This is a genomic window from Burkholderia sp. lig30, from assembly GCF_000687455.2.
GTDB lineage: Bacteria > Pseudomonadota > Gammaproteobacteria > Burkholderiales > Burkholderiaceae > Burkholderia.
The window spans coordinates 1-15,117 of sequence record NZ_JGVW01000125.1 but is presented as its reverse complement, the minus strand read 5'-3'; the positions used below and the strand labels follow the sequence as shown (position 1 = coordinate 15,117).

14 protein-coding genes and 1 pseudogene are annotated in these 15,117 nt (G+C 66.7%); 12 read left to right on the top strand and 3 right to left on the bottom strand.

Annotated elements, in window-relative coordinates:
• Positions 1-14 precede the first annotated feature (14 nt).
• Together LIG30_RS22945 and LIG30_RS22940 are read right to left on the bottom strand one after the other, a co-directional pair.
• Positions 15-1,355, bottom strand: coding sequence for a DUF3999 domain-containing protein (locus LIG30_RS22945; protein ID WP_038715793.1), 1,341 nt, complete (start codon positions 1,353-1,355; stop codon positions 15-17).
• Complete coding sequence (locus tag LIG30_RS22940) at positions 1,352-4,303, bottom strand: DUF2339 domain-containing protein (RefSeq protein WP_038715791.1); 2,952 nt, start codon at positions 4,301-4,303, stop codon at positions 1,352-1,354. The genes LIG30_RS22945 and LIG30_RS22940 overlap by 4 nt, the downstream gene beginning before the upstream one ends.
• A gap of 595 nt (positions 4,304-4,898) precedes the next feature.
• Between LIG30_RS22940 and LIG30_RS22935 the strand changes: the two genes are divergently transcribed.
• The 9 genes and pseudogenes from LIG30_RS22935 (at position 4,899) to LIG30_RS22895 (ending at position 12,380) form a co-directional block, all read left to right on the top strand.
• Positions 4,899-5,339 carry a DcrB-related protein gene (locus LIG30_RS22935; RefSeq protein ID WP_038715788.1) on the top strand — a complete coding sequence of 147 codons (441 nt, stop codon included), beginning with the start codon at positions 4,899-4,901 and terminating at the stop codon, positions 5,337-5,339.
• 326 nt (positions 5,340-5,665) lie between these two features.
• Positions 5,666-6,957, top strand: a pseudogene (locus LIG30_RS22930) (quaternary amine ABC transporter ATP-binding protein); the annotation flags it as partial.
• Complete coding sequence (gene choW, locus LIG30_RS22925; protein WP_038715785.1) at positions 6,950-7,846, top strand: choline ABC transporter permease subunit; 897 nt, start codon at positions 6,950-6,952, stop codon at positions 7,844-7,846. The pseudogene LIG30_RS22930 and the gene choW, both read left to right, overlap by 8 nt.
• Positions 7,847-7,954: 108 nt before the next feature.
• Positions 7,955-8,947 (top strand): GlxA family transcriptional regulator, encoded by a 993-nt coding sequence (locus LIG30_RS22920; RefSeq protein ID WP_038715784.1) that lies wholly within the window; start codon positions 7,955-7,957, stop codon positions 8,945-8,947.
• Between the two features lie 106 nt (positions 8,948-9,053).
• Positions 9,054-10,004 (top strand): choline ABC transporter substrate-binding protein, encoded by a 951-nt coding sequence (locus LIG30_RS22915; protein WP_038715782.1) that lies wholly within the window; start codon positions 9,054-9,056, stop codon positions 10,002-10,004.
• A gap of 662 nt (positions 10,005-10,666) precedes the next feature.
• The gene (locus LIG30_RS22910; RefSeq protein ID WP_038715781.1) at positions 10,667-10,909 is read left to right on the top strand and encodes a hypothetical protein; all 243 of its coding nucleotides are present in this window, start codon (positions 10,667-10,669) and stop codon (positions 10,907-10,909) included.
• Positions 10,910-11,000: 91 nt separating this feature from the next.
• The gene (locus tag LIG30_RS22905) at positions 11,001-11,462 is read left to right on the top strand and encodes an AMP-binding protein (protein ID WP_152986205.1); all 462 of its coding nucleotides are present in this window, start codon (positions 11,001-11,003) and stop codon (positions 11,460-11,462) included.
• Positions 11,463-11,480: 18 nt separating this feature from the next.
• The gene (locus LIG30_RS22900) at positions 11,481-11,921 is read left to right on the top strand and encodes a hypothetical protein (protein ID WP_051995148.1); all 441 of its coding nucleotides are present in this window, start codon (positions 11,481-11,483) and stop codon (positions 11,919-11,921) included.
• Between the two features lie 117 nt (positions 11,922-12,038).
• Positions 12,039-12,380 (top strand): hypothetical protein, encoded by a 342-nt coding sequence (locus tag LIG30_RS22895; RefSeq protein ID WP_152986204.1) that lies wholly within the window; start codon positions 12,039-12,041, stop codon positions 12,378-12,380.
• Between the two features lie 23 nt (positions 12,381-12,403).
• On the opposite strand, the gene LIG30_RS22890 is transcribed toward LIG30_RS22895, so the two are convergent.
• Positions 12,404-12,934 carry a hypothetical protein gene (locus LIG30_RS22890; RefSeq protein ID WP_038715777.1) on the bottom strand — a complete coding sequence of 177 codons (531 nt, stop codon included), beginning with the start codon at positions 12,932-12,934 and terminating at the stop codon, positions 12,404-12,406.
• A 7-nt stretch (positions 12,935-12,941) separates the two neighbouring features.
• Between LIG30_RS22890 and LIG30_RS27380 the strand changes: the two genes are divergently transcribed.
• The 3 genes from LIG30_RS27380 to LIG30_RS22875 form a co-directional block, all read left to right on the top strand.
• The gene (locus tag LIG30_RS27380; RefSeq protein WP_152986203.1) at positions 12,942-13,274 is read left to right on the top strand and encodes a hypothetical protein; all 333 of its coding nucleotides are present in this window, start codon (positions 12,942-12,944) and stop codon (positions 13,272-13,274) included.
• Positions 13,275-13,484: 210 nt separating this feature from the next.
• Positions 13,485-14,210: a response regulator gene (locus LIG30_RS22880; protein WP_038715775.1), complete on the top strand. Its 726-nt coding sequence runs from the start codon at positions 13,485-13,487 to the stop codon at positions 14,208-14,210.
• Between the two features lie 7 nt (positions 14,211-14,217).
• Positions 14,218-15,117: HAMP domain-containing protein (locus tag LIG30_RS22875; protein ID WP_038715772.1), on the top strand; the 900-nt coding region annotated here is incomplete at its 3' end.

Below are 15,117 nucleotides of genomic sequence, written 5' to 3'. Positions count from 1 at the left end.
GCGCGCCGCTTCGCTCAGCGGCTTTCGCGATCCTGCGTTCCGCCGCCGCGCGACAGGCGCCAGGCGATCGTCCCGAGCGCACCGACCGCGACGACGAGTGCCGCCCACAGCACGTGGCGGCGCGTCGCGTCGGCATCTTCGGTCGCGGCGGCCGCGCGGGCTTCCTGCGGCGAGACCGGCAGCGCATGACCGACGCGCGCGGACGAGATCGCGGTTCCCGCGCCGATCAGCAATTCGTCGCGGCGCACGGCCGCCGACACGAGCCGCGCATTGCCGACGGCAAGCGTGAACGGCGGCGCGCCGCGCGCGAGGAAGGTCAGCGACGCGGGACGCCAGCCGACCACGACCGACGGCATGCCGCCGCCCAGGCCGCCGTTGCGCGTATCGACGACGATGCGCCACGCCCGATCCCGGTCCGGCTGCAGTTCCAGCGGCCGGTTGCGCTGATCGCCGGACTGGCCGCGCAACCGGAACAGCACGCCGTTCGCCACGTCGCGCCACGGCGCCTGCGCGTTCGCGCGAGACTGGGCCGTGGCGTGTGCGACGGTGTTCGGCTGCGGCAGATCCAGACGCAGACGATCGACCGGATAGGCGCCATCCGTTTCGAACAGATACTCGCCAGGAGACTGGCCGGCTCGCACCCGCGCGCCGTCGCGCCACTGCCGCGGCGTGGCCGCGCTTGCGTCGTCCGTTCGCAGTTCGACTTCGGCGGACGCGATCTCCGGCGCGCCGTCCGGCCAGTTCAACCGCAGGTAGCGCCCGCGCGCGCCGTCGAGCTCGATGCGCTCCTGGGTCAGCGTGTTGCCGTCGTAGCTGACCTTGAGCAGTTGCGTGTCGGTCAGCGGCTGCCAGCTGCGCAAGTCGTTGCTCGTCTCGACGCTCACGCGGCCCTGATAGCTGTCGTTGCGCAGATGGATCAGCAATGCTTCGACCTGACCGTCGACGCGCGCGAGATCGACGAGGTCCGCGCTGCGTCCCGCGCGTGGCGGCGTCGCCGTCGCGTGGAGCGACCCGTCCGCCGCGACCGACACGCCGAGCGGCGCATTGCGCGTGCCGCCGTCGGCCGCCGGAAGCGGGAACCAATGGACTGGCCGGCGTTGCGGCGGAGGCCCCGCGGGCGCCGGCGCGTCGAGCGAATACGGAACGGGTTCGCCCGCGCCGTTGAGCACGCGCAGGTCGCCGAGGTCGCCGTGCAGGCTTGCCGCATAGACCGCCTGCGGCACCGTGACCGCGTAGTACGGGGCATTGCCGTCGAGATCGAGCGCGAACCGTTGCGCGAAATGCGCGTCGCCCGTGCCGGCGCCCGCGAGCGACGACCATGCACTCAATCCGATCGCTGCAAGAACGCGTTTCATGGGCTGCCTTCGGTGAGGTCTTTCGCCTTCGGCGGCAGCGGCGAAAAATAGCCGATCAACAGCAGCAGCGTGCCGATGCCGATGAAGGACACGATCCGTTCGAGGCCCTGCAGGTGCGACAGGTCGAACAGGAACAGCTTGACGACGGTGATCGCGAGCAACGCGGCGCCCGCGAACCAGAGCGGACGCAGCACGCGGCGTGTCGCCCAGATCATCGTCGCGAGCGCCCACACGGTCCAGAACACGGACATCGACGCCTGCGCGAGCGTCGAGCGGGCCATGTCGTCGATGGCATACGGCACGTCTGCCCAGTAGTGCAGCGTACGCAGCAGCAACGCGTTGAACCACAGGAACACGGTCGCGAGCGCGGCGTAATCGACGGCGCGGGTATGCCACGGGACACCGAGTGCCTTCAGGCGCCGCAGCCATGTCGCGACCGCGAGGAACGCGAGCAGCTGCGCGACATCGAGCGGATTCAGCAACGGCAGCCAGACGAGCGGCGACGCATCGCCGTCGCTTTGCGTGCTGGCGACGCTCCATGCCCACAGCAACGCGGCGAGCGGCGTCGCGCCCCAGACCTGATACGCGTGCGCGAAGCGCGCGACGGGCCACCGCAGGCGCGCGCCCGCGCCGGACACCAGCAGAAGCAGCAGGCCGAAGCCGTAGGCCCAGGCGCTCCAGCTCCACGCGCCTTCCGGCACGAACGCGCGCAGACGCCAGAAGCCCTCCAGCGCGAGCAGGCCGCAGAGGTTCCAGAACATCAGCGCATGCAGCGGCGCGATCGCGCGTTCGCCGGTGTCGCGTTGCTGGCGCCACAGCAGCGCGTAAACCGACGCGACGACGATCGGCCAGGCGAGCGCGCCGAGCCCGGTGAGCGGGGCTTCGTCGAGCTCGAACGCGCGGACCGCGAGCAGCGTCAGCGCCGGCACGAGCGCGAGCGCCGGCCATTCGGCGAGCGGCCACGCGAGCGTTCTGCGCGCGGCGTGGGCGAGCCATGCGGTCGAGGCCGCGAACAGCGCGATCGCGTCCAGCATGAAGCGCGCGCGGTTCGCGTCGACGTGCGCGTCGGCATACGCGACGATTTCGTGCAGCCCGCCGCCGATCCACCATAGCAATCCCCAACCGGCGGCCGCGAGGCCGATCTCCGGCATCCACGCGTGCCATGCGCGCGCGTCGCCTCGCCCATGCAGCCACCAGCCCGTGAAGAGTCCTGCGAGCGCAACCATCAGCGTGGCGATGTACGCGCCGTTGAGCACCGGCGGCGTCGCCGCTGCTTCGGGATGCGCGAGCATGCCCGAGAGGAACGCGCCGGCGGCGGCGAGCTGCATCAGCAGGCCGAAGCCGAACGGCGCGAGGCGGCGTTCGCGCACCGCGACCCAGACGATCGCGGCGCCTTCGATCGCCCATGCGGCACTGGTCGTCGGTCCGGTGAACGCGAGCGGCATCGCGAGCGTCGCGAAGATCACCGCGAGCGCGAGCATCGCGTCGAACAGCAGGCCGAGGCGGTCGCGGCGGCGCGCGAGCCAGGCCGCGACGGCGAGGTAGAACGCCGCGAGCGCGACGGCGCTCCATGCGAGGCCGAACGCGACGTGCTTCATCAGCGCGGCCTGCAGTGCGATCGCGACGATCGGCGTGCCGAATACGAGCGTGCCGTCGACGTAGTGTTTGAGCGCGATCTCGCGATGCACGGCATAAAGCAGCGCGATGCCGACGTACATCAGGAAGAACAGGATCAGGAACGGCTCGGTGCTGGCGAGCAGCGCCGGCCGGTATGCGGTGACGCCCCACGCCGAGCCGAGCGTGAACGTGAACACGAAGCCGAGCAGGTTGAGGGGGCGCCAGGCCTTGAACCACGCGATGGCGAGAATGCCGGTGTTCAGCAGCGCGTAGTACGTGAACAGCACGACGTGGCTGCCGCCGCCGCTCGCGAGCAGCACCGGCGCGAGAAAGCCGCCCGCGCTGCCCATGAAGGCGAGCGGCGACGCGTTCTGGCGCACGGCGAGGAACGCGCTCAACGCGCAGATCGCGACCATCAGCGGAAACGCTGCGCCGGCGGGCAGCAGGTGATACAGCCGGGTGGCGGCGAACACGGTCAGATACAGCATGCCGACGCCGCCGCCCTGCAGCACGAGGCCGTACGCGGCACGGCGCGCGCCGATGCGCCAGCCGGCCGCGAGCAGCGCCGTCGCGCCCAGCGCCGCGCCGGCGAGACGGAATTCGATCGGCAGCATGCTGCTGTCGGCGGCGTACTTGAGCAGGAACGCCACCCCGAAGAACAGCACGATCATCCCGACCCGCACCACGGTATTGCCGCCGAGCAGCCAGTCGCGCGCCGCACGGAACAGGCGCTCGGCGAGGTCGGGTTCGCGTGGCGCGGGGGCTTCGCCGGTGTTGCGCGCGCCGGTTGTCGCAGAGGCGGCCGTGGCGGGCGTAACAGGTATGGAGGGCGTGGCAGGCGTGGCCGCGGCGTTGCCGCTGCCGGCCGGTGCGACGGGAGGTGCGATCGGTTCGGCAGGCGGCGCGGACGTGACCGTCCGGGAAACGGATGCGGGGATGGCGCCCTGCGGGGGGATCGCGTACGCGTCGCGCGTGGCGGCGGGTTGCACCGCCGGCTGTAGCGGCTCGGGCTGCGGTTGCGCCGGAAGTGCGGGCGGCGGGGCGGCTGCCGATGCGTTCGCGGACGGGCCCCGCAGCTGGGCGACTTCCCGCGTTAGCGCTTCGACCGTCGCTTCGAGTCGTGCGACGCGCTCGGCCAGCGTGCCGGGAGGCTCGTCGCGACGCGTGGCGGGTGCCTTTGTCCCGGCCGGGTGCTTGCCGCGATCCAGCGTGCGGCCGATCAGGAACCCGAGCACCCAGCCCAGCAACGCACCATACACAGGAGAAAAGTCATGCATCAGGCCGGCAATGCCGCCTGCGACGAAACCGATCGCGCCCAGGACCCACATCATGGAATGCGTTCCCTCTCGTTATGGATTTTCGGATCCCACGTGATTCAAAAGGCAGAGGTGCACGATGGCCCGCTTTGTCGGGCGCATGTCTCGGAAATATGGCCGGCGCAGGGTAGCCGGGAATCGTTTCCGTGAATCTAGCATAGCCGGTCGATCGCACCTGTCGTTTCTCGCGTTTCGTCATCCGACACGCCGGTTCGATGCGCGTCGTTGCGTCGTTTCGGTGTGCGGAGGCCAAGGTCGATCGGCCGCTTGGCGGAGTCCGGAGCGGGATTCGGGTATCGCAGACACGGCGGGAAAATAATCGCCGGTTAATCTCGTTATATTGATTTTCAGTGCGAATTGTTGTGATAGGTAGAGAGTTGAATTTTAAAGAAAATGACAAGAAGTGTAAAAATAAAGCAGATTCATCGGTTGGGTATTTTTTGAGATGAATTTGGCGGATACCATTTGAATCGTGAGGTCGATTTTTTCGAGAACGACGCGATTCAGCCGGAAGGTGTGCAGATCAACGAAATCGCATCCGGCACCCTCGAGATGAAGGGCGCGCATCGACCTGAACACATCGCCCTGGTAAACAACATTGGGAAATCACATGAATTCACACTACACGTTCGAGGAAGGCAGTATTGCGCTGCCGGACGGATTTGAAGATCGCACAACCAACGTTTTCGTGCTGACCAACGCTGCCCTGTCGCCAATCAACTTCAATATCACCCGCGACACGCTGTTGCCGGACGAAGGGCTGACCGCATATCTCGATCGTCAGCTCGTGTTGCTCAGAAAGAACCTGCCGGGCTATGCGCTGACGCGGCGCGAGCCCGTGACGCTGGGCAATGGCGAGATCACCGGCGAACAGTTCAGTGCGACACAGAAGCACGGCGCCCAGACGATTCACCAGAGACAAGCCGCGTTCATTCATCAGCCCGGCCGCGTGCTGGTTTTTTCCTGCACCGGCGTTCGCTCGTTCGGCGAAAAGCAGGATGCGATGTGGCACGACTGGCTCGCGAGTTTTCGAGCGTCGTCGGCACGCTGACGCGGCGGGGCGCGACATGAGGGCATGGCGCGGATGCCGCATGCCCTCATGAGTGACGAGCCGTCCGAAAGCGCGCCGCTGCAATCGCCATCCTCGCGTCGCGCCGCGCGAGCGCATGCGGGATTTCACGAACGGACGCCGATTTGTCGGAAAGCGACGCACCCTCACGCGCATTCTTCAGCCTTCTGCCGTACCGCGCCGGCCACCTCGCGCCGCACAACGATCGGCGGCAACCCCCACCTGTACTGGCCGTGCGCCTGATGCACCGCCGCAAGCCGCGCGCATCGCGCGCCCCGTCCCGCCCGGCGCCGCCGCCGGCCGCCATCCACCCGTGTCGCATTTCCTCAAGCGACTGTCGCAATTCGTCGGCAGCCCGGGGTTTTTTCTGGCAACCATGTAGGCACGCTGTGTGACGCGTGTGTCCCCGCTACACGAGGAGATGGTTTCGATGGATGCCCCCAAGGTCGTGGTCGAAGGTCTGTGCAAGGTGTTTGGCAACAATCCGCAGCAGGCGCTCGACATGCTCGCAGCCGGTGCGACGAAGGACGAAGTGTTCAAGCGCACGGGCCAGGTCGTCGGTGTGCACGACGTCTCGTTCGACGTGCGCGAAGGCGAGATTTTTGTGCTGATGGGCCTGTCCGGCTCCGGCAAGTCGACGTTGATCCGCCTCGTCAACCGGCTCGTCGAGCCGACGGCGGGCAAGGTGCTGATCGGCGGCCGCGACGTCGCCGCCGTGCGTCGCTCGGAACTGACCGCGCTGCGCCGCAAGGACATGAGCATGGTGTTCCAGTCGTTCGCGCTGATGCCGCAGCGCAGCGTCGTGTCGAACGCGGCGTTCGGCCTCGAAGTGGCCGGCGTCGGCAAGAAGGAGCGCGAGCGCCGCGCGATGGAGGTGCTCGAGCAGGTCGGCCTCGCGACGTTCGCGCAGAAGCTGCCGTCGGAACTGTCCGGCGGCATGCAGCAGCGCGTCGGCCTTGCCCGCGCGCTGGCCGTCAACCCGTCGCTGATGATCATGGACGAAGCGTTCTCCGCGCTCGATCCGCTCAAGCGCAAGGAAATGCAGAACGTGCTGCTGCAACTGCAGAAGGAGCAGCGCCGCACGATCATGTTCGTGTCCCACGACCTGGAGGAGGCGCTGCGGATCGGCAACCGGATCGCGATCATGGAGGGCGGCCGCCTCGTGCAGGTCGGCACGCCGCAGGACATCATCGCGAACCCGGCCGACGATTACGTCCGCGCGTTCTTCGACGGCATCGACACGAGCCGCTACCTGACGGCCGGCGACCTGATGCAGACGGGCGCGGTGCCGCTCGTCTCGAAGCTCGATCCCGCGAACGTCGCAGCGACGCTCAACGGCAGCGCCGAATACGCGTTCGTCCTCGATGCCGAACGCAAGATACGCGGCTTCGTTACCCGCGACGCGATCGGCAGCGCCGCGCCGCGCGTGCGGCCCGTCGAGAGCATCCGCCGCGACGCGTCGCTCGACCACGTCGTCGCGCGCGTGGTCGCCAGCCCGAACGCGCTGCCTGTCGTCGACGACGACGGCTGTTACTGCGGCTCGGTCGACCGTGCCGTCATCCTGAAGGCCATCACGCGCTCGCGAGGCTCCCATGTCTGAAATCATTCCGCTCGGCAGCTGGGTCGACCAGTCCGTCCATTACCTCCTCGATCACGACGCGAAGACCTTCGACGCGATCGGCCGCACGATCGAAGGGTTTGCCGCGTTCGTCGAGCACAGCCTGCAGGCCGTGCCCATGTGGGCGATGATGGCGCTGTTCATCGGCGTCGGTCTCTGGCGCGTGGGCTGGCGCTTCGCGCTGTTCACGACCGCGTCGCTGCTGCTGATCTTCGCGACGGGCTTCTGGGACCAGACCGTCGTGACGCTCGGCCTCACGCTGTCGTCGACGATCATCAGCCTCGTGCTCGGCATCCCGCTCGGCATCTGGGCGGCGAAGAGCAAGTGGGTCGCCGCGATCGTGCGGCCGATCCTCGACCTGATGCAGACGATGCCCGCATTCGTCTACCTGATTCCCGCCGCGATGCTGTTCGGCCTCGGCCGCGTGCCCGGCATCCTGTCGACGGTGATCTTCGCGATGCCGCCCGCGGTGCGCCTGACGAGCCTCGGTATCCGCCACGTGAACCTCGAGATCGTCGAGGCGGGCCAGGCGTTCGGCTGCACGCCGTGGCAGCTGCTCTACAAGGTACAGTTCCCGAACGCGCTGCCGTCGATCATGCAGGGCGTGAACCAGACGATCATGATGGCGCTGTCGATGGTGATCATCGCGTCGATGGTCGGCGCGGGCGGTCTCGGCAACGACGTGCTCGCCAGCATCCAGCGCCTCGACATCGGCCTCGGTTTCGAGAGCGGCCTGTCGGTCGTGCTGCTCGCGATCATCCTCGACCGTCTCACCGAGAGCTTCGGCCGCGCGCCGGGCACCGCGAAGGCGCCGCTGTTCTCGGGTCTCAAGCAACTGTTCCGCGTCAAGGCCGCGACCGTGCAGGCCTGATCGCCCGGCCGGCGCGTGCCGCCGGCCGCTTCCGCAGAGTTCACGTCGGCTTCCGCGGCCTGCCGCCGCGGGGCTGGCGTCGTGCAACCCGATCGTCAGGAGACCGATGTGAGGTCAGTCGTCGCTGCGCCCGCCTGCGTTTCACCGGCTTCGTCGCTTGCACACTTCGGCTTTCTGACGCTGCCGAATTTTTCGATGATTGCGTTTTCGAGCGCGGTCGAAGTCCTGCGCATGGCCAACTACGTCGGGCGCGCCGACCATTACCGCTGGTCGATCCATTCGCCCGGCGGCGTGCCGGCGCAGGCGAGCAACGGCATCGTCGTGCGGCCGACGCAGGCGCTCGATGCGGCGTGCCTGCCCGACGTGATGATCGTCTGCGGCGGCACCCGCATCCGCGACGTGATGGACGACGGCACCCGGGCGCTGCTGGCCGGGCTGGCCGAGCGCGGCGTGCCGCTCGGCGGGATCTGCACCGGCGCGTATGCGCTGATGTCGAGCGGCTTGCTCGACGGCTACCGGTGCGCCGTGCATTGGGAAAACCTGTCGATGCTGCACGCGGAGTTCCCGCAGGTGCACTTCGCCGACGAGCTGTTCGTCGTGGATCGCGACCGGCTGACCTGCACCGGCGGCACCGCGCCGCTCGACCTGATGCTGAACCTCGTCGGCGCGCGCTTCGGCCAGCAGCTCGCCGCGCAGGTGTCGGAGCAGTTCATCCTCGAACGGATCCGCAGCGCGACCGATCCGCAGCCGATACCGGTGGATGCGCGGGTGGGATTTTCTCGTGCGGAACTGATCGAGGTCGTGCGGCTGATGGAGGCGAACATCGAGGAGCCGCTGTCGCTGGATGAGCTGGCGCGGCTCGTGCGGCTGTCGCAGCGGCATCTGCAGCGCATGTTCAAGGTGTACCTGAACGTGTCGCCGACGCACTACTACCTGACGTTGCGCCTGAAGCGCGCGCGCGACCTGCTGCGCACGAGCGACGCATCGATCGCCCGCGTGACGACGATCTGCGGGTTCCATTCGCCATGCCATTTCAGCAAGGCGTATCGCGCGCAGTTCGGCCATGCGCCGAGCTACGAGCGCCGGTTGCCAGGGCGATGACCGGCTACGCAACGAACGGCCCGCGTCGCCGCCGGGATCGCGGCGCACGCGCTCCATCGACGATCCCTTTACCGATTCGAACGACATCACTTTGAGGAGAACACAGATGAAGCGACTTCTGATCGCAGCGGCGTGCGGGCTCGGGATGGCCGCCGCACCGGTCTCGACCGCGTTCGCGGCCGATCCGCCGGTCTGCAGGAGCGTGCGGTTCGCCGACGTCGGCTGGTCCGACATCGCGGCGACGACCGGGCTCGCGTCGACAATGCTCGCGGGCCTCGGCTACGCGCCGACCAAGACGATCGCGTCGGTGCCGATCACGTTCGCCGGCATCAAGAGCAAGCAGATCGACGTGTTTCTCGGCTACTGGTCGCCGACGATGGACCCGATCATCGCGCCGTTCGTGAAGGCGAACACGATCAAGGTGCTGGCGACGCCGAACCTGACCGGCGCGAAATACACGCTCGCGGTGCCCGACTACGTGTACCAGGGCGGCCTGAAGTCGTTCGCCGACATCCAGAAATTCGCGGACAAGCTGAACGGCAGGATCTACGGGATCGAGCCGGGCAACGACGGCAACCTGCTGATCAAGAAGATGATCGACGGCAACCAGTTCGGGCTCGGCAAGTTCAGGATGGTCGAGTCGAGCGAGGCGGGGATGCTGGTCGAGGTGAACCGCGCGATCCGCGACAAGCAGTGGATCGTGTTTCTTGGGTGGGAGCCGCATCCGATGAACGTGCAGATGAAAATCGACTATCTGAGCGGCGGCGACGACGTGTTCGGTCCGAACTACGGCGAAGCGAAGGTGCTGACGGCGACGCCGCCGGATTATGCGTCGCGTTGCCCGAACGTCGCGAAGTTCGTGTCGAACCTGCAGTTCTCGACGTCGATCGAGAACCACGTGATGATGCCGATCATGAACAAGGAGGACCCGAACAAGGCCGCCGCCGAGTGGCTGAAGGCGAATCCGCAGGTGCTCGACAAGTGGCTCGCGGGCGTGACGACGCTCGACGGCAAGCCGGGGCTGCCGGCGGTGAAGGCGTATCTCGGCGTGCATTGAGGGGTTGCGCGCAAGGTATGCGGTGTGAAGCGCTCGCGTCCCGGGTTCGGGCGCGAGCGTTTTTTTTGAGGTGCGCCCGGCAGGGCGCACCTACCTGGAGGTGAAAATCCTCTACACACCCGGCAAGGGGAAGTGTTAGCCGAACGGCAAGGGTGTCGCGGGCGACTGCAAATCTGGAGGAAGCCGAAGGCAAAGCGCTGGCCTGACGAACAGGAAGCGGATACGAGGCGGCGTAGCGGGGCGAGGTGGTCCATATCATTGAAGCCCTGTACTTGCACGGAAAGCTACGACGTATATCCGACAGGCATGGGACTGCGTGAAGCTGGGGGGAGGTTTACTAGACGGGATCAGGCGCGAAAGCACCCCCTCCCCAAACAGCGAGGCCAATCACATCTCTATCTCTCTGGACTTCGCCTCTAGATGACCCCGCGTGGTGGCGCCCCTTGGAAAAGAATGGTTTTCAGATAACTAGGCGCTGCTTCAGTGCGCTACAAATAACAATAAGAAAAATCTGAGAAATTCTTTGCGAATACCTAAGTAATTTTCGAAAAACGTACTAATTGATTGATTACTTCTTGCGCATCTCCGCGCGCTGTTGGACATTATGTCTTTATCTCTTTCGATCAACCTCGGTGCGTCTACGAGTCCGTGGGAAATGCCATATGCGCCAGAACCTTGTCTTCTTCCTTGCGGAGCTGATGATCTCGCAATCTCAGCACTATTTCTCTGCGGAGCGGCCGGTTGGGCGGAAGGGTTTGGAGCACTACGCGGAGGGTGTGAGCATTCGCATGCCCGCTGTTCTTGGATTCCTCATTCTCTACACAAACCATCACGCCGCTCACCATGCGAAGGCATCCTTGGAATGCTATCAGGCCCTGCGCAGAGCCGGCGCGACGCTGCACTAGTCCGCGAGATCGGGCTGCTGCAGTTTGCTGGCGTATGCCTGCATGAGTGTGGGAAAAAGTGACCGACCTCAACAACGACGGTGGAGGTAACATGAAGAAGTTCTATGAAGCGTTTATGGACATAGCGACCAGATTCCCCGACGCTATTGCGTACCAAGGTCGAGCCGGCTTTCGCACATATGCGCAGATGGCCGCAGATGTGGACGCATGCGCCAACGATCTGAATACTTGGCCGATCGGGTTGCAGCAGCGAGTGGCAGTCAGCTCGGGTCCCGCCTATCCGGTCTTCGTTCTTGAGTTGACATGCTCGAAGCATGGCGCCACCGTGGTCTTCCTGGACGGTTTCAGGGCACTGAATAGCGCTGTTCACGATGGCCTTCGGTCGGCCTTGGTCTCCGAGATCAGGTCACGGCTACAAGCGCAGCTCGATGCCACGCGCAGGCCGACGCACCTCGTGCTGAGGTCGACTCCGCTGCCCAAGGGCAGCAATGGAAAGATCCATCGTACTGCGTTGCGAGCGAGTGTGCTGGCAGACGAAATGGTTGCGCTCTGAGGCGAGGGCTTGCTCGAAATGGACCAGACTGTTCACACACTGAATCCTTGGCTGTTGGCCGGCATGATGGCGAGCGCAGCCGCAGGTATTCTGCACCTGGCGTGCATCGCCTTCGGTGCCTCTTGGTATCGGTTCCTGGGCGCCGGAGAGGACATGGCGCGGATGGTGGAGGCCGGGTGGCTGCAGCCCCACCTCATCACGCTGGCGATCGCGCTGATTCTGTTCGGATGGGCTGCCTATGCGCTGGCTGGCGCGGGCCGGCCGTTGCCGCTGCCCGGGATTCGCTGGGTCATCTTCGCGATCACGGCGATCTACCTGCTGCGCGGCGTCGCGGGCTTTCTCATCGACGCGCCGAGTTCCGGCCGCAGTCAGGCGTTCTGGTGGTGGAGCTCATCCATATGCATTGTTATCGCAGCCGTGCATGCGATCGGCTTGCGGCAAGTCTGGCACAGCCTGTAGGCATTCCAAATCAACTTCGCAACGGTGAACACCAACTCGTCATCTCGATCGGTCGCTAGCCCGTGGAGCAAGGAGCTCGTGGTCCTGTATGGAGTGGCTCTGCTCGCCGGAACCGCAGTGGGGCTCTACAACGCGGGGATCTCGCTCAGGATGAAAGAGGCCGGGTTCTCCGACACGGTGCTCGGCGCCGCATCGAGCCTGTTCTTCCTGGGCGTCGTCATCGTCGCTCCAATGGCTGGCTACGTCGCGTGTCGCCAGAGCCAGTGGGGCGTACTTGCCATCGGACTTGCGCTGATCGAGGTCGGGGTGACTCGGTTTCCCATGGCTCAGTCGCTGGAGCACTGGAGCTTGTTTCGCCTGGTCTTTGTCGCAGGGATAGGCATCTGCCTGATGCACGTCTCTCGCCCCCGCTCCTGTGCGCCGCCTTACCCCCCCAGGAAAGTTTTGGTAAGGCAATGAAGCCCGCCGCGCTATTCACTCCGTCATGCACGCCGCCGTAATATCGCTTGCGCTTCGGCCATGGTGGCTGATGCATCTGGCATGTCGCCACACTCACGGAGACCATCCATGTCAATTTCGGCATTGACCGGAACGAGCGCCAGCGCACAAATCTGGCAAGCGAGCGCATTGAAGCGTGCAGAATCCCAGACGAGCACCGATTCGTCGTCGAGCAGCAGCTCGAGCACGAACCCGCTGGCGGCCGCGATCGCGGCCGCGCTGGCCCAGCTTGGGCTGACGTCGTCGAGCAGCACGAGCACGTCGTCGACGGATACGAGCGCATCCACGTCGTCGATCGATTCGACCGGCAGCACGTCGTCGACGTCGTCGAGCTCGGTCGGCAGCGCGCTCCAGCAATTCCTCGGGGACCTGTTCCAGACCGTCGCGCAGCAGTCCGGCAGCACGCCGCCCCCGCCGCCGCCGGCGAGCGCGTCGACCAGCGCATCGTCGACCAGCACGTCTACGGCCAGCACGTCGTCGACCGACACCTCGTCGTCCAGCACCTCGTCGTCCACCGCGTCGATGCCGCCGCCCCCGCCGCCGCCCCAGGGGCAGGGCTATGGCAACGATCTCGCGTCGGCAATCGCGAGTCTCGCGCAGTCGCTGACGTCGGGCACGAGCTCGACCGACGCGTCGACGTCGTCCACGACGAGCGCTTCGACTTCGACGGGCACGTCGTCGAGCACGAGCAAGCTGACGAGCGACTTCCAGAACCTGCTGTCCGCGCTGGGCGCATCGAGCAGCTCGTCGAGCTCGACGACCGCCACGCTGCAGCAATTCCTGACGACGCTGGCGAGCAACCTGCAAGGCAGCGGATCCGCCTCGAGCGGCACGTTCGTCAGCACGGCGGCCTGATAGCCGGCAGCGCGTCGCATCGCGCATGCTCGCCGGCACGGTCCTGTGCCGCGAACGATGTGCGTGCCCGCACTGGGGTGCCGGATGGCCTCCGGTGCGATCCCGCGATCCCGCACCTGAAAGCCGTTTGCAAACCGCGCCATGCGATGATGACGGCCGATTGCGCCGGCGCCGTCAGGCGGCCGGCGCTGCCCGCACTCACGTTCCACGATGAATCCCCAGGTCCTGATAGTCGACGACGATCCCGTCGTGCGCGATTTGCTGTGCCGCTTTCTCCAGTCCAACGGCGTCGACACGTCCGTGCTGCACGACGGCACCCATCTGCAACGCCGGCTCGAGCGCGAGCGTCCGTCGGCGATCGTGCTGGACATCATGATGCCGAACACGGACGGGCTGACCGCGCTCGCGGCGCTGCGCGCGTCCGGCGACGACATCCCGGTGATCTTCGTGACCGCGCGCGGCACGATTCCCGAGCGCATCGCCGGCTTGTCGCTCGGCGCGGACGACTACCTGACCAAGCCGTTCGATCCGGGCGAGCTGCTGGCGCGGATCCAGGCCGTGCTGCGGCGGCGCGGGCCGGCGCTGGCGAGCGCGCCGGAGGCGCGGCCGCGGTTCCGGTTCGGCCCGTTCGAGCTCGACTTCGGCTCGCGGGTGCTGCTCCGCGACGCCGAGCCGCTGCCGCTTCGCAACAGTGAATTCGGTCTGCTGAGGATTTTTGCGAGTCACCCGTACAAGGTGCTGTCGCGGGTGCTGATCCACGACCTGATGCACCGCGACGAGATGGCGTTTCACGACCGCGGCCTCGACGTGCCGATCTGGCGGCTGCGCCGCACGATCGAGGCCGATCCGTCGAATCCGCGCTACATCCAGACCGTGCGCGGCAAGGGCTACGTGTTCGTGCCCGACGCGGGCGATGACCCCGCGCGCGTCTGTTGAGTGTCCGATGAAGAATCCGTTGAATACGCTGTTCGGCCGGATGGCCTTGCTGTCGACCGTGGTGCTGCTCGTGATCCAGTCGAGCTGGTTCGTGATGCTCGCGATCCGCCAGCCGCGCCACGACGCCGATGGCTTCGCGCGCGGCATGCTGCTGGTGCTGCAGGCCGCGAACGGCAGGACCGCGAGCGAGCCGGACGTCGCGCCGGAGTGGCGCGTGCGCACGGTGCCTGCCGGCGCGGTGCCGGGCGACGTCCGCCTGCACGAGCCGACTGATCATCCGCTGGTTCATCTGGCGCGCTATCTGCGTGCGCACCTGCCGCCGGGCAGCGACATCGCCGTCGACGATACCCGGCCGCCGCACATCTGGGTCCGCTACGCGGGCGCGCCCGCATGGACCGTCGTGCCGATGGACATGCCGCCGCCGCCACGCTTCGTCGTCGAGACGGTGTCGATCCTGGTGGCGGCGATCATCCTGTCGGTGCTGGTCGCGTGGCAGATGCAGCGGCCGCTGTCCCGCGTCGCGCTGGCGGCGCGCGTGTTCGGCGCGGGCGGGCGGCCGACCCCGGTCGGCGAGCAGGGGCCGCGCGAGTTGCGCGACCTGATCAACGCGTTCAACGACATGATGCGCCGCCTGAACGAAGCGGACGACGACCAGGCGGTGATGCTCGCCGGCGTCGCGCACGACCTGAAGGCGCCGCTCACGCGCCTGAAGCTGCGCGCGAGCCTGCTGCCGGCCGATGACGACCGCGCGGGCTTCCTGCACGACGTGGATTCGCTGTCGAACATCGTGCAGCAGTTCCTCGAGTTTGCCGGACAGTCCGCCGCCGAGGGCGCGTTGGTCGAGGCCGATGCGTTCCTGCGCGCACAGTTTCCGGCCGCGGAGGCCGCGGAAGGATCGGAAGGATCG